Raw genomic sequence first — 16,120 nt, forward strand, 5'->3', positions numbered from 1 at the left:
GAAAGTTAAGATTAAAATTCACTTCCTTTTAGATACTTATTTGATTTTTATCTTTTTCGGCACTAGTCGTTACTGGTGTTTGACTACCGTTCAACACAAAAGAAGATCCACTTGGGGCCGTTTGAGAGGTGTTAAACCCAGATACGCACTGATTAGTGTCCCCATCACAATCTTCAGGATTGTTAGGTGGATTTACACTTGTCTGAATATAAACAGCGTCCGAAGTTGGAACAGAAGTCGAAGGCGCATGGGCTCCGGAAATTTTGAACCATCTGAGAGAAGCCCGGTCTGCTTCGCTTTTAACCTCTGATTTGAAAGCAAAGGTTATTATAGTAGTTAAAACAAAAGCAATTGCTACAATCGCTCCTGTTATTTTTTTTGTTAAGGCCATAAGCCGTTGGTGCATATGTTCAGGTAATATGCGTACCTTTAATGATATAATTATGATGTGGGTGTCTTTTAGCAGACCTCGCTGTTTACCTTTCCAACCTTGTTGGTTGGGTTAACTTTTACCCGGATAACCTCGCCCGTTATCCGGGTTTGTCGTCGTATACGGCAAATTTACGCCGATAAATTACTCTGCCCATAACTCTCTTTCGGGCGTAATCGCAGATAAAGAACGGTTTTATACAAATTGTATAATGCCAAATGCATAAACCTGTGTACCTCATGATGAAACGGATGCAAAGCATTGTCATTAGCGCAAGCATTGACAAGGGGATTAGTGTCCCGGCTATGTCCATTATTCGTGTTGTATCAAACGTTTTCATCTTCTTTACATTTTATTCTTCATTGTTCTTAAACTCCGCTGGTACTGCCTTGGCACCAGTTGCCCATTCATCATTTGCACTTTAAGGTTGTACCCACCTTCCGTATACCAGACTCGGCGTCATCTTATCAGTACCGACCGGATTCTATTCTTGATAACAGTTGTTCCTTCGGGGACTGTTATCTTAGCGTCTGGCATTATACCACCAGGAATTGGCGGTTCCAAATCCGGTACTCCCCATCCATACTTTTTTTCTGATTTTTACATTTTCCTTTTTCATATTTTTTTAACTAATAAGGGTAAAGTTAGCTTACAGATATCTTATAAAACTATAGTCAAATCGGACAATTTCCGGATTATTTCTGACCTTTTTGTGATCAGAAATCTGACCATTTTTTAAGAAATAGCAGTTCTAAGCATCCTCATTTTTATAAATCTAATTTACAAACCTGTTTTGGTTCGAAAGTTGGTAATTACCAACTTTTCCGGACTTTTTTTGGGAATAACCTATTTTTAAATTTGGAATATTGAAATCTATCTATGTGCAGGTAACTGGCAATGTGCATATCCAGCATTTTTACCGTTTTGTTGTACGGATGTAGTTCAGGGTACAGATCAAAAAAGGTAAGTATCCTTTCTTCCGGCTCCAACCAGAATAAGGCATCGCGTTCCCTGGCTTTTTCTGAGATTGCAGCAATGATTGCGTTTTCCAGTTCCAGACTTTGCGGGATCGTGTGATGGATGAAATCTAAATCCCGTTTGGAAATCTCCAAAAGTTCGGTTTCGCCACAGGCCATAATATAACAGCTTGAAGGATTTCCATTTGTAAAACTGTCAGGTAAATAGGCAATCGTTCCGGCACGGAATAGCATAAAGACCACTTCTCCCTTGCTTTTTTATCTATAAAATATAGATAAACCATTCCTTTGGTAATAAACCATGACTTTTTCAATACGGTTCCTGCCTTATGCATTTCCTCATCGCGCCCACCACATGACCAGCCAATCAAGCTTTGTTCTAAATGATGATAGTAATTCTGGTCATCCAGGATGAGAAATTTAGCAAGGTAATCAAGCAGCATTTGATAGCTGGATTGACTGATATGATGTTTTATTTTCATTTTAGAGATGATTTGATCGCTGAATATGTTTAATTTTTCTTTATTCTTAGCCTTTTTCCTTTTTCCAGTTTTTCTAAAAGTTCCTGTTGTCTTGCTGCACAGATGATCACATTATCCCTGGCTTTTAAATGAGCTTGAACTTCCTTATTGTTTTGCAGCTCCCTACTTTGAAGGGCCTGATCAGGCAACTGCTCTTCACAGGTACAATTTCCCCTTGGAATGATTAACACCAGGGTAGTTGCCAACAGAAAAACCAGGAAAAAAAAGGGATTGATGTGTTTCAATATGGGTGTTTTTGTGTACCATAAGGCGAAACGCAACCATTTACCAGAGACATTAATTTTAGGATCTGTTCCACAGAGCTGATTGTTTGTTTCCATAATATCACCTATTTGTGATAAAATTAAATACGAACTTTTGATATATCAATAGGCAAAACCCCGACTTGGAATGAAACAGACATATACAGGAATGAAATGGCAGAAAATGGAATGAAACCGGCAAAATAGGGAATGAAATCGCATATTATTTTTGCGAAGTAGATAAATATCAACGCTTTTGGGGTCGTTTTTTAGTAATTTTAACCTAATCATTCTTACAAAAACATGAAAAATGAGGCAAATAAACCACCCGAAAGGAATGTAATAACTTATCCCAACTTCATCTGGATTATGGATTATGGTTATTTCAACAGGGACAGCCTTACTTATGGTTTGGCCTTCTTCCGGTATATCCAGTATGTTTAAATTATTGCCACAACGATGGTTCTATATACCTTTTATCGGTGTCATCTGTACAAACATGATGTTCATTACCATTGTAGACTGGATTACGGTTATTCTTGACAAGAGGTGCCGATGGGAACAAGGCTTTACAAAAAGGGCTACCTTACAATTGCTCTTTGGCTGGTTTCTTCCTCTGGTGCTAGCTGTCCTGTTTTCCCAGCTCTATTTTGGCATCCTACATATAGAAATCCTGCCGATATTGTATTCCAGGCATCTTTTCCCAATGATATTTACCCTTTCCCTACTCGTAAGTGTGGGTTATGCAGGTTATTACTTTAATTACTTGTTTAATAAACATTGGGCATACGCTGGGAATAACAGTTCAGGACAGCAATATCCTGATCATTTGATTTTTTTTTCGGGTGTGGGCAGTGAAATGAAAGTACAGGTCGATGATATTGCTTATATCTGTGGTCATGGTAAAAATCTAATTTTGCAGCCCTGTTTCAGCGCACCGTTACTATTAGGGCTCACCTCGTTAAAACATATCGCTGCAAAATTAGACCCTTACCATTTCCTGCTGGTCAACCGTTCTTATATCATTGCAAGGAAGGCCTATAGAGGTCATAAAAAGTATGACCGGGGACTGGTATTAACCCTTGAACCACGCCCAGGAGAACCTGTTAAGGTTAGTGAGGCCAATAAAGATTTTTTTTTGGAATGGATTAACGCCCAAAAAGAACTTGAACACAGGAATACAGGCTGAGGATACCGGTGGATTTATTTTTGTTTTTAATTCAAGGTAAGTAACTTTATTATAAATAATAGGTTATGTCAGTTTATAGTCCATTCCTGGCTGCAACAACGCAGGTGCTGATCAGCAAATTGTTACTCTCGGTTCCTGAACTGATCGCCGAAATCGCGCCCGAAGGGTTTGAACATTCGCCGCCGTTTCTTTTATCCGGCCAGTCACCGATGAAATGGCGTACCACCAATACCGTTTAACAAGAGTAGAACGATATAAAATCAATCAGCACCAGTTTAAATATGGTCATATCAAAGATCTGCCAATACCAGAACCCTTTAAGACTTTTGAAGCATTTTGTCTTCATTATAAGCGGTTGCCCCAAGATATGCCTATAGAGATGATCTGCATACTGATAAAGTGTATCCAGCATATCTTTGGATTTGAATGTGCTGTCTATGATCAAAATTTAAAGTCACATACCCTGGGCGCTCACTATGGAGGTTCGGTGCTGTTCAAAAGGTACCTGGAAGAACTGCACATCCTGGATTCCAGGATTTTGAAATATCAGAATTTATGTTGGGAAAATGAATCAACAGATCTTGTCCCGGTCTATGAATTTGTTTTCAGGAAATTAAAGGCCTTTGGACTGGATTGGGACTACCGTAATTTCGACCTGGCCTATTTACATTTTGACGAGGCCCGCTGGGTGAAAGAACGTGAAAATGACGAGATCTACCAGGAATATTACGATACGTTTAAGAAAACCATTGAAATCCAGACAAACCTTGAAGGAAGGGCAGTAACCGAGGCGGATTGGGAACTTTATTATGAAGGTGTTGTTATTGAGGAACCTCCTGCGTACCTGGACAGATGAGGGTCGCCGGTTTAACCAGATCAACATGAATTATGTCACCCCTGTAATGACAGCGGAGATTGCACCTGCATGCAAGACAGGGATAAGGTGGGGGAAACATTTGAAGAAGAACTGCAAAGGATACAACAATTGACAGCGCCTGAAAGCGGGAAACTGAAGGTTTATTTTAAGGTTTATGGAAAACGGCCCGAAGGTTACCCGGAACAGAGAATAGATTACAATTACTTAGCCCGTTCCTGACAAATAAAATACCCAACCAATTTTCTAAAGCTTCATCATAGAAGACACGTTGGAGGATAAGTGGGTAAGGGGATGGACATCTATTCTATTACCGAAGTTTTGCCATAGGGATAACCCTTCCGTAGGGCAGGTTTTACGATTTGATAGTTGTTCACAAGTACAATTTACTAAAGAAACGCTGAAGTCATATATGGATATACAGAATTACTACTATACCGCTAGATCGCAGCAATAGCTTATTGCCCCTTTGATCAGCTTTGATTATTTTTGTATAAATCATCAACCTATGAGTGCACTTTTTTTTAGCCCGCGCAAACCTTTCGATTTTTCTAAGGACACTTTGGATATTGGCAACCCCCTGAGCTGGAGGAAAGACAGTTACATGAAGTTTGTGCTCAACAAGATTTTTGAGGTTGGGACAGACCGCTTTAAGGAGTTTTATGTGTACCATCTGGCCTATTATATAGCTACCCAAAGTCAGGCCGATGAGCGGTTGTACTTTATGTTTCTATGGGAGCTCATCGCCGAAGAAGCTGAACGGCTAAAGGGCCTGTCTATTTACGGGCCTGATCACCTGAAAAACTTACAAAAAAAAAAACAGCCTTAAAAATGCATTGGCTTACCTCCAAAGTATCAATGTCTGGGGCGATCAGGAATCTGCTGAGATGACCATTGCCCGTCAGCAGATCAAGATTACCGAACTGGAACGAAAAATCGCAGGAATCACCGCCGAGCTCAAAGCGTTTAAGCAGCAGGAAGCCGATGATTACATCAACATTGCCGCTGGCCAGCGGGACACGCTGCTGGATCTATTTCTGCAATTGCAGGAATTGCTGCTGCCCAATGGAAAGGAACTGGTTTTTGCGCAGACACAGGCTGCCTGGACGAAAATGATCTGTAAAGGTTTCCGGGAGGCTGACCAGGAAATCAAATACCATACCATCCGACGTTACTTCCCGGCTGACAAGAATGATCCGGGAATTTCCAGGGCTACAATCAAATCAAAATTTAAACTTTTCCAGATCAAAAAAGCACCCCGCTGGAGTTGACATTTCCATATACGGCCATATGATATCTTGCTGTATATTATTCGTTGCAATCATTCAATACCGCATCATACCCCTTCAAAAGTGATCATCCTGTTTCCGATGATCAGGAATAAATTATACTGATCCCCATTTTTGTCCTGAACAAAAAAAGGAGGTAGTATGAATTGACACCATCAAAATTTCCGGGATACAGGATCTGCCTAAAACAAGGGGGCCCGTTAGGTTACTCCCCATAGTGTCTATTCCAGTTCCGGCACCTTTACAGGCAAATTTAAATTTCGATACCAGCGATCAATTTATTGATCTCGGCAAAGACATGGGGATAATCTATGTTATCCGGCGAATATTAACCATTTAAAATAGGAGGCTTATGACAACGATTGAAGTGATCACTAAAGATGATCTGAACGAATTTAAAAAAAACAACTGATCGGCGAGATCAGAACACTAATTAAACCGGAAGATGGAGCAGCTAAAAAATGGCTCAAGAGCAATGAGGTGCGTAAGCTGCTGAACATTTCACCGGGTACCCTGCAAAATCTGAGGATCAACGGCACGTTGAGGTTTACCAAAGTGGGTTCCATGCTTTATTACAAACTGGATGACATTAACACCCTTTTGGAAGGAGGTCTTAAATGACAGCGGGCATCATTAAACCTGACCTACCAGCTCCCGCTCTCAAGGGTTTTATGTCCGCATTAAAAAGGATCAGTAAGGACAACAGCCTGCTGGCAACGCACATGAGCCTGTTTACCGCACTGCTGATCTGCTGGCATCGTAATGAATGCCAAAGCCCTTTTAACATCAACAGACGGCTGCTGATGACTTATGCTAAGATCGCATCCATTGCGACTTACCATAAGTGTCTGCGGGAGCTTACCGAAAAAGGGTACATCGGGTATCAGCCCAGCTACCATCCCAGGCACGGCAGCCTGGTCTGGTGGCTGGCACCACTGTCCTGTCCGCCCTGAACCGGCAGATCTTACGCCTGCAGATCAGGCCGGAGACGGAGCCACCCGCAAGGCTTTGAACGCCTTGCGGTGGTGGTAAAACAAAGGTCTTTCCGCTGAATCGGGGAAACAGATACACCTGCTGTCGCGGTGCGCTGTTAGCCCTGAAAACCTGCTGAGGGCAACCAGCATTCAAGGCTTGATCGCCTTGTCTGCTGGCGGGAAAACAAAGGCCATACCTCCAGAACAGGCTAACAAATACACCTGCTGTCGCGGTGCTTTGTTAGCCTGGAAAGCCTGCGGGGGGTAGCCGTCATCGAAGGCTTTACCGCCTTCTCTGAGCGGCAGCAAAACGGGGGCTTTCCCCCTGAATCCGGGAAACAGATGCACCTGCTATCGCGGTGCACTGTTAGCCCTCTGGCCTCTGCTCCTTTGCGGAGCCAGATACTATTATAAAAAGCAAAGCTTTTTTTTTGATTTTTTTTTAGGGAGGCCATGAGTATCTGGTCTTCCTTTGAAAACGATGAGGGGTTATCGGACTTGCAAAAAAGTCCTTTTTTTCCTTCAAAAAAAAGGAGCAAGCAGTGGTTGGGCAGAGAGCCTCCCATCTGGCCTTACGCATGCGTAAAGGCCTTTTAAAGAACCCTCCAGGGGTTCTTATAGCCGCTGGAAGCGGTAGAACAAAAGAAAAGGGAACCCCCTGTAGGGGCCAGTATATCTGCATATCTGGTATGCTGAATAGATAACTTAACAACTAAACGCTTATGTCAATACAAGAGATCAACACAGGCAGGGAAATACTAAGAACCATTAAATACAACCCACAGACCGGCCTTAAAATGGAAAAGATTGCTTTAAAGCTGGGCCGGTCAAACCGGGTGGTATTTGCGCAGATGGTAGATTATTTCTACCGCAGTAAAAAAGACCCACTGGATATTAATGATGAACTGCTGAAAAATACACTACTTAAACAACATAAAGAATACATCGGCTTCATCAAGACCCAGGAGAGCGAGCTGCTGATCCCGATCAAAAGAGAGGTAGCCAGGATGATCAGTAACCAGCGGAATATTGTTGATTTTTTTAATGGTCAGGATCGGCACAATAAAGCCGTGATGACCATTCAACAGAGCGTCCTGTCCGCCCAACAACTATTTAGTGGTCAGCAGTCAGAGATACAGAAAGTACTAACGGTCATCTCCGGCAAGCTGTCCGCAAAGGAGCGGCTGAAAAATCAGTTCCATCATATCCTGAACAGCTATGTCAAAAGCAGGGATGCCTTCGGCATGATGACCTCCGGGAAAGAGAAAGAAGAACTGATCCAGATCACCAGAAACCAGATTGATCTATTATAACATGTATATAAACATCACAGACCATAAAGAGGCGAAAAATAAAGGCAGCAGTGGTGGCCTTGTCCATTACCTGGAAAAAGAAAACCGCCTGGATCAAAAAAACGAACCAGAATTATGGTTTAACCAGCGAGGGCAGGTAATTGAGGCCTATGAGGCACGCCGGGCTCTGGACGGGAATATAGCAAAACTGGGCAGCAATGAAGCCAAATTTTTTCTGGTCAACATCAGCCCCAGCCAGAAGGAGAGCTCCAGCACCTAAGGGAGCAATTTGGCGAAAAAGACTTGAAAGCTGCTTTGAAACAATATGCGGAAAAAGTCATGGATGGATATGCCAAAAACTTCAAGCGTCCTGGTATCAACAGCAGCAAAGACCTGCTCTGGTTTGCTAAAGTAGAAAACCACCGCTATTATACCCATAAGGATAAGGAAGTCCAGGACGGCACCAAAAAGCGCGGAGAAAAAAAGGCAGGTAACCAGATGCACGTTCAGGTGATTGTCAGCCGGAAGGACATCACCAACAAGATCAAGCTCAGCCCGATGAACAGCTCTAAGGGCCGCAATACGGAACATTCCAAAAAAATGGGACAGTTTGACCGTATGGCTTTCAAGCAGTGCGGGGAAACCGTCTTTGATAAACTATTCAACTTTGAGCGGAACCTGAAGGAAACCCTGGCCTACGCCAATATACAGAAAAACGGAAGCCTGGCCCAGCGGGAGCAGCTCGACATGCTGGAGCAGGGGGCATCGCGCAGAATTACCAGAGTAAATCTATGGCTGCTGAACTTGCCATTGGTGTGAGCGAAGGCCTGTTCCAGACTAGCGCAGGTATGCTGGAAAGTGTCGGTAAAACAGTAGCGAACTTCCTGGAGATCTTAATGGAGCCCGTCTATATTGCTCCCGAGCCTGATCCCTTTAAGCGTAAAAAAAAAAAGAAAAAGAAAGGACAGTCACAGGATCAATCCTATGGTCATCAAATGTAACTGCTGATGTTATACCTGCTAATACTAAACAGGGAATAATTGCTATCTTTACGGGCATAAGAGGTTATGACCTGTCAGCAGTGCAAAGACCATCTACTGTAGCCCGCCCCCGGCGGGCTATTTCTTTTCAGGGCCTGGCAATGACCCATTGTCCGGGATATCCGGTAAACTGGTATCAACCTGAACCGTACCGTTATAATATTCGACATAGTCCTGACCATTTTTATAAAGGGTATAGATCAATATCAGGAGTTTTCTTTCCAGGGCCACGATACCCGTCTTTCCCGGTTTGCCATTTTGCTTAAGCCGGTTAAAATAAGTCTTTAAGGTTTTGTTGTGAATTATAGAGCTGACTGCGGCCATATATAACCCCGCCCTGATGTAAGCATTGCCCCGTTTGGATATATGGGGCCGCCAGGATAGCGTACCTGATTCTTTCATGACCACATCCAGACCGACATAACTGACCAGCTGCCGCCGGTTACCGACATTGGCAAAGCCATCGGTTTCAGCAATAACCGTAATGGCTGTAACAAAGTTAATTCCTGGGATCGTGACAGCGTGTTTGGTTCTGCGGGATAGTTCAGGATCACTTTCTGCGAGTTCGCGCATTTGCACTTCGATCTCACCAAGCTGTCTGGTTGCTAAAGCAATGCGTTCTTTCAGGCGCTCCACGCTATGTCCGAATGCATCAAAGGAATGGTTCAGGGCATGTAACTGATTGGTTAAGGCGTTTCTGTCCCTGATCAGACCGATGCGTTCCCTGCTCATTCTTTTCAGTATGCGCAGCTTTTCATTCGGACGGTTTCAGCGTGTAAGCTCCCGTTCCAAACCCATCCGTGCCAGCATACTGGCATCGATCTTGTCTGTTTTATTCTTCTCATCCAGGCTCTTTGCATATTGTTTGCCTTTAGTGGGCTGGATAACGCTCAACCGATAACCCATGTCGCAAAGGAAATAGGCAGCCTCTTCGTGGTAGGTACCGGTCGCTTCCATATTGACATGCAGAGCAAGGCCATTATCCTGCTTTCTGTTTAACCACTCCCGAAGCTTTACAAATCCGGCAGGGTTGTTTTCGAATCCACTTGTTGCCACCACCCTGATCTTTAGATCCTCTGTATAAAAGGACAGGCAGCAATCGATCTTTTTCATGGATACGTCAATACCCAGGCACTGTTTCAATGTTACTTTCTTGCTCATAATCGAATTGTTATAAAAATTGAACAGAGAGATATATCCCACAGTCTATACTCATGATTCTACACAGGCTCAGGAAGCCAGTTCCCGGCTTAAAATACTATTGAGACTCAATGGATAAGAATCCGGCAAAGGTAAGTTCTTGCTCAGGCATACATCACTGGTGGTGATGTTGCAAGCTATGTGGATGCTCTTTTGCCGTCTTCTCTCTATATCAATATCTTGTTGTTTAATAACTAAATACAAATAAACGAAACAGGACGATCAGGGAGGTAATCTCTGGCTAGACATGCAATAGATCATGCTGTAAAGCTATGTTAGGTACTCTCTGGCCCGATCCTCCTGTTTGCATTACGAAAAATCAAGGTACGGTCTCGCTATGCATACATCCGGTAAGGTGGTGCTGCATGTTAATGTTTGATACTCTTGGATCTCTCGTCTGGTAATCCTTCGATAGTAAGGTAAATTCTTGCTATGCATCCGTAAATCACGTTGCATGTTTGTGTTCGTTACTCTTAAATCCATCTCCTGTATTACGGGTACTAAAGTATGAGCTATGTTTCGACCTTGTCGATACGCTGGCCCCATTCATCCGAGCTGCGCTTTCGGATTCATGGGGGGCTTCGCCAAAAGAGCTGAATAAGTGCATTGAGGATGCGCTTATTCGGATAATTAATGAATCAATGAACCATTGATAAGATGAGCTTATGATAAGTCATAATGAAAATAAAAAAAAGAAATAAAGGAGGCAGGCCGAAGGCTGCCTTGAAGCGTGATGCTTCAATTTCGGTGATGTGCAACATCATCGAAAAGAAGCTGATCCAGGGCAATGCCAAAAAGGTCGGCACCAATGCCTCGGTTTATCTCCGGGAGCTAGGCCTGAACGGTACGTCAAAACTCAAAGTCAAAACTTTGCCAAAGGAAGTTTTAGCTTTTACCGGAATGCTGAACCACATGGCAGCGAACCTGAACCAGATTGCCAAAAGGCGCAATTCAGGGGAAGACCTGAATGCAATGGACAGGGCCCTGCTCAACCAGGAAGTCAGGGCAGTTCAGGCGACAGTCGAAGAAGTCAGATCCTACCTGAAATGATCGGAAAAATTGCCACTGGAAAAAGCTTCCGGGGCTGCCTGCATTACCTGCATGATGGCAGGTTGCAGGACACCCCTGATCTACAGCTTGCTGAGGCCGCAAAGAAACAGGCAGAGGTGATCCACTACAACCTGTGCTTTGGTAACAAAAAGCAGGTGGTCAGGCAAATGGTGGAAGTGAGTAAGCTGAATCCGGGTCTGGCCAGATCTGTCTTCCATGCCTCACTTAGCCTTGCCCATGCGGATGCTGGTCTATTGAACAAACAGCAAAAGATCGACATCGGGATTGCCCTCGCTAAAGAGTTTGAGTTTGATCAGAATCAGTTTGTGGTGATCACGCATGCCGACACGGAGCATGAGCATCTGCACATTGTAGGTAACAGGGTGGGCTATGACGGCAAGACCGCCAGTGACAGTAATAGTTACAAACGTATGGCCGAATTTTGCCGGGAGATGGAAAAGGTTTATCACCTCACCCGTTTTAAGTCCCAATAGGTTCTTAAAACCAGAGCAGCTGGTAGCCCGGCACAAACGGCAGGACAAGAGAAAAGAGCTGCTAAAAGAAACTTTGGAGTGGGCAATCAGTAAGTCAAAGAGTGTAAAGGAAGTGAAAACGCGGATGGAAAAACAAGGCTATCAGGTTGAACTTGCAAGGGGAATCGCCATCACCGATGACAAGGCGGTCAGATTTAAAGGAAGTGAGCTGGGTTATCCGCTTGCAAAGATTGAAAAGGAATTGATCCAGCAACAAATTAAGGAGCAGCAACAAAAACAGGAAAAATTGTCGCAGCAACAGGAAGTATTGAAACAGGAAAGAGCGCGTGAACATGAAAGTTCTGAACGCAAACAATCACATGGTTTAACAAGGTAAAATAAAAGCTTATGAATATAGATGAAACAGCACTAACAGAGATTCTTAAAGATCTCCTTGAACAAGGGGGACAGACACAAAAAACAATTGATAGTTTTGGGGCAAAGATCGCTGAAAAGGATAAGACTATTGAAAAGCTGGTAAAAGACAATATCCAACTGATCGCCAGCTTTGAGCAAAAAAACGACAACATTGTTGTCAAAGCTCCCCAACCAGACCTGTCAGAGGTCAGCTACATGATAAAAAAAGGGATGGAAAGCGTTACTGAAATGATTGAAAAAGGCCCAAAACCAGTGGTCAGGCAGTTCAGGTTAACTCTTTTCCCGGAACAGGTGCGCAGCCCTGAATATTATCGTGTCATGATGGGGTGGCTGGTTTGGATTATATTAGGATCTTTATTTCTGGTACTTACCTACCTGCTTTTAAACAAGCATCTTTAAAAATATAGCTGCCATTCTAACCGTTCGATGGGACTGTTAGAGTGGCTTGCCCTTCAAGAGCTTGTCACTGAAGCACGACATAACCAGGTTAAAATAGTATTATGCAATCTAACAGGTCGGGTGTGATTGCAAAGTCGCAGGCCTTTCCTGCCCCCAGCTCATTTGCGGCCTGCAGAACACCGCAGCTCCTAGCCATCCCCGTTCCCGCTTTTAGCCTTTACGGGAGTGGTTTACTCCGGTTTCCTGCACATGGTTTCAGACTTTGCAAATCCCTATGTTCTAAGTTTAATATTTAGAATGCCCATAAATAATACTTAATTTGTTGATAGTTACTTGACGTAGAACATGAATCATTTGCATACTAAAAACCAAATGGCAGAAAACATACCCTCCCCTAAATCAGAGAAGTTATCTAAAGCGAAATTGTGGGACTATTTTATATTGACAGCGAGAATTTGGTTGGCATATACATTATGGCGATACGGCTATTCTAAACTCATAGATGGACAGTTTGGGGTAACTTTAGCGACCATGGATTTGCCATTGAAAGAAGTGGGTTTATTTAATCTATCTTGGTATCTGGTAGATCATGAGCCTTTCAAATCGTTTGTAGGATACTCTCAAATAATAGTTGCAATTTTGCTTACTTATAATCGCACAGTAATTTGGGCGGGCGCATTTATGTCTATCCCAATCTGGCTAAATATACTTATTTGGGATATGACATTTATGGGGCTTAATTCTCCATTTACAGCCAGAATTCCATGTTACATCGTATTAACTTTTTTGATCTTATGGCATTACCTGGACAAAATTTTGCCAGCAATTCAAAATTTTATCAACGGCACAACAACAAGGTTTAAATATCCTTTTTGGGCGTATTTACTTTTGCCTGTTTTTGGATTTTGTGTGGAACTGATAGTTACTATTCCTGTTGGTTTAATTAACCTGCTCAATAAATTATTTAGATAAATAAGTTGATTATTTGTTTAAATCATAGAAATCGGAACACGGCAGCTCCTAGTCATCCCCGTTCCCGCTTTTAGCCGTTACGGGAGTGGTAATGTGGTAGTTCCAGCACGTATCGGTAACATCCGTACTGATCCATCCTTTTTCCGTTCCGTATTTCTGCGCTTTTAAGCCATTCTTTGACCTTTTCCTGCGGTTTAACACAATGGCTTAATTCATTCAGCAGTTCAGTCTTAAACTGCCTTAAATCGTCTTTGGTGATAATCTCTACTTGCATCTTTATTTCTCCTTTATTTGATGATTGTATATGCTTCCACTTCCTTTTGGGTTGGTTAAGAGGAATCCATCATCATTGCAGTATAGAACATATGCAGAATTATTTGAATGAATAAAATTTTCGATACAATAGGAGGTCTAAAATGGGTACAATGTTCGATGTGTTAATGAGAAAGATGATTAAAAGTTAATCAATGTCAATGAATTCAATAGCTAACAAGGGAGGTCTAAACGCCTATACCTATAAAACTATTCTGAAATTTATGTCTTCAGCGGTGAAGTTCTAATGAGAATACGAATTGTAGTCATCACGAAATGTTGGCCTATTTTAATTATTGGTCGTGATTTTCGTTTTGTGCTTTTCGCCCCATTGAGCCAAAGCAGTAATAATATCTTTTAACGATTGACTGTACTCTGTAGGGAGATACACTCTACTATTACAGGGGTTTGGTCGGCAAATACAGTTCTTTCAACCAAATGGTTTACCTCTAATTTCTTCAATTCACTTGACAGCATTTTTGCGGAAACACCCTTTACGGCACGTTGTAATTCGTTGAACCTCGTATGTCCCCCTAAAATCGCAATCATAACCCGTATGGTCCACCCCCCCAAGAACGTATAAAGCGTCCTCTGTTGCTGATAGACGGTTTGTACATTGTACCGGTGAATACTCTAATTTATTCTTTGCCATAATTCTTTTTTTTGGTCTACTAACCAAAAAGTAACTACTTACATTTGGGTAACTACTCTATTTTAGTTAGTAAATATACATAATTTTGTAATATCAAATTTTGAAAAAAAAAAAAAAATAAAAGCTACAAAAATCACATACTATGTTACAACAGGAATCATTTCCGCAATGATGATATATATTGCGTTTGAGACCCTTACCAAACCTGAAGTCAAAGTATCAATGGCGCATTTAGGGTTTCCGGGATTATTTCAGGATCGAATTGGGAATTACAAAACTTATCGGTGCAGTATTTCTTTGGTTACCTATTAGATTGCTAAAAGAGACAGCATACATTGGGTTCGCAATTATGTTCTTATCGGCCTCGATAGCACATTATGCCGTCGGCGACCCTACGGATAAGGTTATTGTAGGAATTGTTTTTCTTGCAATTTTAATTGCTTCGTACGTATGCCACAACAAACCTCAAAACAAATAAAAATTAATGATTGATATAATTTGTGACACAAAATTAAAAAAATAGATATATGATATTAGTAACAGGTGCAACTGGTCAGTTTGGTTCAAAAGCGGTTGAACATTTATTAGAAAAAGGAGTAAATCCTACAGAAATTTCAGTTTTAGTCAGAGATTCTGATAAAGCAATTAGTTTAAAAGAAAAAGGAGTACATGTCAAGGAAGGCGATTATACCGACCACGGTTCGATGGTACAGGCATTTCGTGGAGTAGATAAATTATTGTTGGTGTCAAGCAACAATAGAGAAGCTATTGAAAACCGCACGTTACATCATGAGAATATAATAAAAGCCTCCAAGGAAGCAAAAGTCAATCGCATTGTATATACCTCCTTTGTTAGAAAACCTGGATATGAGGATTCATCCATAGCAGATTTCCAAAATTCTCACGTCAAGTCTGAAAACTATCTAAAAGAAAGTGGTATTGACTACACCATACTTCAAAATGGTATTTATGCTGAAATGATACTCGCTTTTGTAGGCGACAAAGTGGCCGAGACTGAAAATATTTTGTTTCCAGGGGGAGCAGGAAAAGCAAGTTGGGTACTTCGCGAAGAGTTGGCTGAAGCTGCTGCCCACGTTTTAACCACAGAGGATCATAAAAATAAAACCTATTCGTTAACCAATACCGAATCCATTGGTTTTAATGCCATAGCCCAAGATATTTCTGAAGTATTGAATAAAAAAGTCAAGTACACATCTCCAGATGTTAATGAGTTTAAGCTATTATTATGGAAAAAGCGGGTGTACCGGAATTGTACATTAGTATGTTCACTATGTGGGGTACAGCTATAGCACAACAAACAATGGACAAAGAAGATGATACCTTGTCCAATTTCTTAAATAGAAAACCAACTTCTGTAAGTCAATTTATAGCAAACGTTTACAGTTAATCGCCAACATTCAATTCGAGGACCAGTATAATGATTCACCCTAATCTTAACAGATTAACGAACGCAAGTAGCAAATAGAGAAACAAATATTTATGGATTGAATAAACTCAAGAAATCACATTGTTCCATGAAAGAAAAATACACAGTTCCCGCAACTACAAGGATAGGGCACAGCGTCCTGATTTATGTTGTCCATTTTTTTCATTTTAATAGTGGTTTCCTCGAGGAAATCAGTTTCCTAAGGTAAACCCATTACAAAGTAAACTATAACAGGTGTAAATTTACATTCGTTTTAAATTTTAAAATAAAATAGATGCATCAGTCAAATCATATTAAATGAACTTACGGATAACTCAGCAGCAGTTGT

General features: G+C 41.8%; 26 protein-coding genes and 2 pseudogenes. 20 read left to right on the forward strand and 8 right to left on the reverse strand.

The genetic code is table 11. The features are described 5' to 3' along the window. Positions 1 to 28: 28 nt before the first annotated feature. From ACWYN3_RS27535 to ACWYN3_RS27550, 4 genes are all read right to left on the reverse strand, one after another. Positions 29 to 391, reverse strand: a complete 363-nt coding sequence (locus tag ACWYN3_RS27535) for a hypothetical protein (RefSeq protein ID WP_456217210.1) — start codon at positions 389 to 391, stop codon at positions 29 to 31. 851 nt (positions 392 to 1,242) lie between these two features. Beyond that, positions 1,243 to 1,542 (reverse strand): hypothetical protein, encoded by a 300-nt coding sequence (locus tag ACWYN3_RS27540; RefSeq protein ID WP_456217211.1) that lies wholly within the window; start codon positions 1,540 to 1,542, stop codon positions 1,243 to 1,245. After that, entirely contained in the window at positions 1,518 to 1,889 is a 372-nt protein-coding gene (locus ACWYN3_RS27545) for a hypothetical protein (protein ID WP_456217212.1), read from the reverse strand. Before ACWYN3_RS27545 ends, ACWYN3_RS27540 begins: the two co-directional genes overlap by 25 nt. Positions 1,890 to 1,918: 29 nt before the next feature. Beyond that, the gene (locus ACWYN3_RS27550; protein WP_456217213.1) at positions 1,919 to 2,269 is read right to left on the reverse strand and encodes a hypothetical protein; all 351 of its coding nucleotides are present in this window, start codon (positions 2,267 to 2,269) and stop codon (positions 1,919 to 1,921) included. 358 nt (positions 2,270 to 2,627) lie between these two features. On the opposite strand from ACWYN3_RS27550, the gene ACWYN3_RS27555 reads away from it, so the two are divergent. From ACWYN3_RS27555 to ACWYN3_RS27610, 12 genes are all read left to right on the forward strand, one after another. Next, a complete protein-coding gene (locus ACWYN3_RS27555) occupies positions 2,628 to 3,380 on the forward strand; it encodes a LytTR family transcriptional regulator DNA-binding domain-containing protein (RefSeq protein ID WP_456217214.1) in 753 nt (250 codons plus the stop codon). 65 nt (positions 3,381 to 3,445) lie between these two features. Beyond that, the gene (locus ACWYN3_RS27560) at positions 3,446 to 3,619 is read left to right on the forward strand and encodes a hypothetical protein (RefSeq protein WP_456217215.1); all 174 of its coding nucleotides are present in this window, start codon (positions 3,446 to 3,448) and stop codon (positions 3,617 to 3,619) included. Beyond that, positions 3,595 to 4,236, forward strand: coding sequence for a hypothetical protein (locus tag ACWYN3_RS27565; protein ID WP_456217216.1), 642 nt, complete (start codon positions 3,595 to 3,597; stop codon positions 4,234 to 4,236). The genes ACWYN3_RS27560 and ACWYN3_RS27565 overlap by 25 nt, the downstream gene beginning before the upstream one ends. A gap of 69 nt (positions 4,237 to 4,305) precedes the next feature. Beyond that, positions 4,306 to 4,476, forward strand: a complete 171-nt coding sequence (locus ACWYN3_RS27570; RefSeq protein ID WP_456217217.1) for a hypothetical protein — start codon at positions 4,306 to 4,308, stop codon at positions 4,474 to 4,476. A gap of 286 nt (positions 4,477 to 4,762) precedes the next feature. Then, positions 4,763 to 5,083: a hypothetical protein gene (locus ACWYN3_RS27575; protein WP_456217218.1), complete on the forward strand. Its 321-nt coding sequence runs from the start codon at positions 4,763 to 4,765 to the stop codon at positions 5,081 to 5,083. 7 nt (positions 5,084 to 5,090) lie between these two features. After that, positions 5,091 to 5,525 (forward strand): hypothetical protein, encoded by a 435-nt coding sequence (locus tag ACWYN3_RS27580; RefSeq protein WP_456217219.1) that lies wholly within the window; start codon positions 5,091 to 5,093, stop codon positions 5,523 to 5,525. A gap of 498 nt (positions 5,526 to 6,023) precedes the next feature. Beyond that, positions 6,024 to 6,164 carry a helix-turn-helix domain-containing protein gene (locus ACWYN3_RS27585; protein ID WP_456217220.1) on the forward strand — a complete coding sequence of 47 codons (141 nt, stop codon included), beginning with the start codon at positions 6,024 to 6,026 and terminating at the stop codon, positions 6,162 to 6,164. A gap of 189 nt (positions 6,165 to 6,353) precedes the next feature. Beyond that, positions 6,354 to 6,575 carry a hypothetical protein gene (locus ACWYN3_RS27590; RefSeq protein ID WP_456217221.1) on the forward strand — a complete coding sequence of 74 codons (222 nt, stop codon included), beginning with the start codon at positions 6,354 to 6,356 and terminating at the stop codon, positions 6,573 to 6,575. Positions 6,576 to 7,239: 664 nt separating this feature from the next. Beyond that, positions 7,240 to 7,830 (forward strand): BfmA/BtgA family mobilization protein, encoded by a 591-nt coding sequence (locus ACWYN3_RS27595; RefSeq protein WP_456217222.1) that lies wholly within the window; start codon positions 7,240 to 7,242, stop codon positions 7,828 to 7,830. Position 7,831: 1 nt separating this feature from the next. Then, a complete protein-coding gene (locus ACWYN3_RS27600) occupies positions 7,832 to 8,089 on the forward strand; it encodes a DUF5712 family protein (protein ID WP_456217223.1) in 258 nt (85 codons plus the stop codon). Between the two features lie 23 nt (positions 8,090 to 8,112). Next, entirely contained in the window at positions 8,113 to 8,628 is a 516-nt protein-coding gene (locus ACWYN3_RS27605) for a DUF5712 family protein (RefSeq protein WP_456217224.1), read from the forward strand. Then, positions 8,601 to 8,810, forward strand: a complete 210-nt coding sequence (locus ACWYN3_RS27610) for a hypothetical protein (protein ID WP_456217225.1) — start codon at positions 8,601 to 8,603, stop codon at positions 8,808 to 8,810. The genes ACWYN3_RS27605 and ACWYN3_RS27610 overlap by 28 nt, the downstream gene beginning before the upstream one ends. Before the next feature lie 117 nt (positions 8,811 to 8,927). Here the strand turns inward: ACWYN3_RS27610 and ACWYN3_RS27615 are convergent, their stop codons facing one another. Next, positions 8,928 to 9,581: an IS110 family transposase gene (locus ACWYN3_RS27615; protein ID WP_456217226.1), complete on the reverse strand. Its 654-nt coding sequence runs from the start codon at positions 9,579 to 9,581 to the stop codon at positions 8,928 to 8,930. A 36-nt stretch (positions 9,582 to 9,617) separates the two neighbouring features. Continuing rightward, on the reverse strand, positions 9,618 to 10,010 hold the full coding sequence (locus ACWYN3_RS27620; RefSeq protein WP_456217227.1) for an IS110 family transposase: 393 nt from the start codon (positions 10,008 to 10,010) through the stop codon (positions 9,618 to 9,620). A gap of 717 nt (positions 10,011 to 10,727) precedes the next feature. On the opposite strand from ACWYN3_RS27620, the gene ACWYN3_RS27625 reads away from it, so the two are divergent. From ACWYN3_RS27625 to ACWYN3_RS27645, 5 genes are all read left to right on the forward strand, one after another. Next, positions 10,728 to 11,099 carry a plasmid mobilization protein gene (locus tag ACWYN3_RS27625; RefSeq protein WP_456217228.1) on the forward strand — a complete coding sequence of 124 codons (372 nt, stop codon included), beginning with the start codon at positions 10,728 to 10,730 and terminating at the stop codon, positions 11,097 to 11,099. Further along, positions 11,096 to 11,593 carry a relaxase/mobilization nuclease domain-containing protein gene (locus tag ACWYN3_RS27630; protein WP_456217229.1) on the forward strand — a complete coding sequence of 166 codons (498 nt, stop codon included), beginning with the start codon at positions 11,096 to 11,098 and terminating at the stop codon, positions 11,591 to 11,593. Before ACWYN3_RS27625 ends, ACWYN3_RS27630 begins: the two co-directional genes overlap by 4 nt. 73 nt (positions 11,594 to 11,666) lie before the next feature. After that, positions 11,667 to 11,969: a hypothetical protein gene (locus ACWYN3_RS27635; RefSeq protein WP_456217230.1), complete on the forward strand. Its 303-nt coding sequence runs from the start codon at positions 11,667 to 11,669 to the stop codon at positions 11,967 to 11,969. 11 nt (positions 11,970 to 11,980) lie between these two features. Further along, on the forward strand, positions 11,981 to 12,409 hold the full coding sequence (locus ACWYN3_RS27640) for a hypothetical protein (RefSeq protein WP_456217231.1): 429 nt from the start codon (positions 11,981 to 11,983) through the stop codon (positions 12,407 to 12,409). Positions 12,410 to 12,781: 372 nt separating this feature from the next. Continuing rightward, positions 12,782 to 13,381, forward strand: coding sequence for a hypothetical protein (locus ACWYN3_RS27645; protein WP_456217232.1), 600 nt, complete (start codon positions 12,782 to 12,784; stop codon positions 13,379 to 13,381). Between the two features lie 70 nt (positions 13,382 to 13,451). Here ACWYN3_RS27645 and ACWYN3_RS27650 read toward each other — a convergent pair whose 3' ends face one another. After that, positions 13,452 to 13,655 (reverse strand): hypothetical protein, encoded by a 204-nt coding sequence (locus ACWYN3_RS27650; RefSeq protein WP_456217233.1) that lies wholly within the window; start codon positions 13,653 to 13,655, stop codon positions 13,452 to 13,454. Between the two features lie 49 nt (positions 13,656 to 13,704). Between ACWYN3_RS27650 and ACWYN3_RS27655 the strand changes: the two are divergent. Then, a pseudogene (locus ACWYN3_RS27655) lies at positions 13,705 to 13,845 on the forward strand (transposase); the annotation flags it as partial. Positions 13,846 to 14,050: 205 nt separating this feature from the next. On the opposite strand, the gene ACWYN3_RS27660 reads toward ACWYN3_RS27655, so the two are convergent. Continuing rightward, on the reverse strand, positions 14,051 to 14,242 hold the full coding sequence (locus ACWYN3_RS27660) for a winged helix-turn-helix transcriptional regulator (protein ID WP_456217234.1): 192 nt from the start codon (positions 14,240 to 14,242) through the stop codon (positions 14,051 to 14,053). Positions 14,243 to 14,592: 350 nt separating this feature from the next. Between ACWYN3_RS27660 and ACWYN3_RS27665 the strand changes: the two are divergent. Together ACWYN3_RS27665 and ACWYN3_RS27670 are read left to right on the forward strand one after the other, a co-directional pair. Continuing rightward, a pseudogene (locus ACWYN3_RS27665) lies at positions 14,593 to 14,823 on the forward strand (DoxX family protein); the annotation flags it as partial. 49 nt (positions 14,824 to 14,872) lie between these two features. Continuing rightward, positions 14,873 to 15,655 carry an SDR family oxidoreductase gene (locus ACWYN3_RS27670; protein ID WP_456217235.1) on the forward strand — a complete coding sequence of 261 codons (783 nt, stop codon included), beginning with the start codon at positions 14,873 to 14,875 and terminating at the stop codon, positions 15,653 to 15,655. The last annotated feature ends 465 nt before the right edge of the window (positions 15,656 to 16,120 follow it).

The organism is Pedobacter sp. NJ-S-72, from assembly GCF_053890575.1.

Bases quoted from the DNA above. Each gene is read 5' to 3' on its own strand.
- ACWYN3_RS27535 (WP_456217210.1), bottom strand. From the start codon at position 391: ATGGCCTTAACAAAAAAAATAACAGGAGCGATTGTAGCAATTGCTTTT.
- ACWYN3_RS27545 (WP_456217212.1), bottom strand. From the start codon at position 1,889: ATGAAAATAAAACATCATATCAGTCAATCCAGCTATCAAATGCTGCTT.
- ACWYN3_RS27550 (WP_456217213.1), bottom strand. From the start codon at position 2,269: ATGGAAACAAACAATCAGCTCTGTGGAACAGATCCTAAAATTAATGTC.
- ACWYN3_RS27555 (WP_456217214.1), top strand. From the start codon at position 2,628: ATGTTTAAATTATTGCCACAACGATGGTTCTATATACCTTTTATCGGT.
- ACWYN3_RS27560 (WP_456217215.1), top strand. From the start codon at position 3,446: ATGTCAGTTTATAGTCCATTCCTGGCTGCAACAACGCAGGTGCTGATC.
- ACWYN3_RS27565 (WP_456217216.1), top strand. From the start codon at position 3,595: ATGGCGTACCACCAATACCGTTTAACAAGAGTAGAACGATATAAAATC.
- ACWYN3_RS27570 (WP_456217217.1), top strand. From the start codon at position 4,306: ATGCAAGACAGGGATAAGGTGGGGGAAACATTTGAAGAAGAACTGCAA.
- ACWYN3_RS27575 (WP_456217218.1), top strand. From the start codon at position 4,763: ATGAGTGCACTTTTTTTTAGCCCGCGCAAACCTTTCGATTTTTCTAAG.
- ACWYN3_RS27590 (WP_456217221.1), top strand. From the start codon at position 6,354: ATGCTAAGATCGCATCCATTGCGACTTACCATAAGTGTCTGCGGGAGC.
- ACWYN3_RS27595 (WP_456217222.1), top strand. From the start codon at position 7,240: ATGTCAATACAAGAGATCAACACAGGCAGGGAAATACTAAGAACCATT.
- ACWYN3_RS27600 (WP_456217223.1), top strand. From the start codon at position 7,832: ATGTATATAAACATCACAGACCATAAAGAGGCGAAAAATAAAGGCAGC.
- ACWYN3_RS27610 (WP_456217225.1), top strand. From the start codon at position 8,601: ATGGCTGCTGAACTTGCCATTGGTGTGAGCGAAGGCCTGTTCCAGACT.
- ACWYN3_RS27615 (WP_456217226.1), bottom strand. From the start codon at position 9,581: ATGAGCAGGGAACGCATCGGTCTGATCAGGGACAGAAACGCCTTAACC.
- ACWYN3_RS27620 (WP_456217227.1), bottom strand. From the start codon at position 10,010: ATGAGCAAGAAAGTAACATTGAAACAGTGCCTGGGTATTGACGTATCC.
- ACWYN3_RS27625 (WP_456217228.1), top strand. From the start codon at position 10,728: ATGAAAATAAAAAAAAGAAATAAAGGAGGCAGGCCGAAGGCTGCCTTG.
- ACWYN3_RS27630 (WP_456217229.1), top strand. From the start codon at position 11,096: ATGATCGGAAAAATTGCCACTGGAAAAAGCTTCCGGGGCTGCCTGCAT.
- ACWYN3_RS27640 (WP_456217231.1), top strand. From the start codon at position 11,981: ATGAATATAGATGAAACAGCACTAACAGAGATTCTTAAAGATCTCCTT.
- ACWYN3_RS27645 (WP_456217232.1), top strand. From the start codon at position 12,782: ATGGCAGAAAACATACCCTCCCCTAAATCAGAGAAGTTATCTAAAGCG.
- ACWYN3_RS27650 (WP_456217233.1), bottom strand. From the start codon at position 13,655: ATGCAAGTAGAGATTATCACCAAAGACGATTTAAGGCAGTTTAAGACT.
- ACWYN3_RS27660 (WP_456217234.1), bottom strand. From the start codon at position 14,242: ATGATTGCGATTTTAGGGGGACATACGAGGTTCAACGAATTACAACGT.
- ACWYN3_RS27670 (WP_456217235.1), top strand. From the start codon at position 14,873: ATGATATTAGTAACAGGTGCAACTGGTCAGTTTGGTTCAAAAGCGGTT.